The organism is Teichococcus deserti (assembly GCF_001982615.1).
GTDB lineage: Bacteria > Pseudomonadota > Alphaproteobacteria > Acetobacterales > Acetobacteraceae > Pseudoroseomonas > Pseudoroseomonas deserti.
Map to the genome: position 1 here is coordinate 1 of NZ_MLCO01000594.1, position 535 is coordinate 535.

1 protein-coding gene is annotated in these 535 nt (G+C 75.9%); it reads right to left on the minus strand.

Going from position 1 to position 535, the window contains the following annotated elements:
• Positions 1-312, minus strand: a 312-nt coding sequence (locus BKE38_RS30260; protein WP_131829831.1) for a hypothetical protein, incomplete at its 3' end; no start/stop codon positions are given.
• Positions 313-535: the final 223 nt, after the last annotated feature.

Here is a 535-nt window from a genome sequence, read left to right on the forward strand (position 1 = left end):
CGCCCGCTCCCGCCCCTGCAGCAGGATGGTGCGCCGCTCGGCCAGGTCAGGCCCCAGCAGGATCGCCCGCACGCCTTGGGCGGTGTCGCCGACCAGCAGCAGCCCGTCCTCCGGCGCCGCGGCCATGGCGCGCAGGGCGAAGCCGTCCAGGTCGCGGAAGGCCAGGCAGCCGCTGCGGCCGAGCAGCCGGTCAAGCGGCGCGCAGGCGCGCAGCCAGGGATCGCGCCACTGCCAGAGCGCGCCGCCGCCGCCCGCCAGCAACGCCAGCAGCAGCAGGATCAGGGGAAGGCGCCAGCGGCGCAGCGAAGCCATGCGGCCGAGCCTAGGCGCCACCGGGCGGGGCCGGCCAGCCACGCCGCAGCGAGGCGCCGTCGCAATCCCGTCAGCGACATGTCCGTGACAGCGGCGGGGGTCGTCGATTCTTGTTGCATCGCAACGACGAGGACAGGGATGCTGACCTTCCGGCAGCAGCGGCCCCCCCGCCCCGGACCAGCCCGGCCCGCCTCCGGCCGGTCTTCTGTCGAGTGGATCCGGG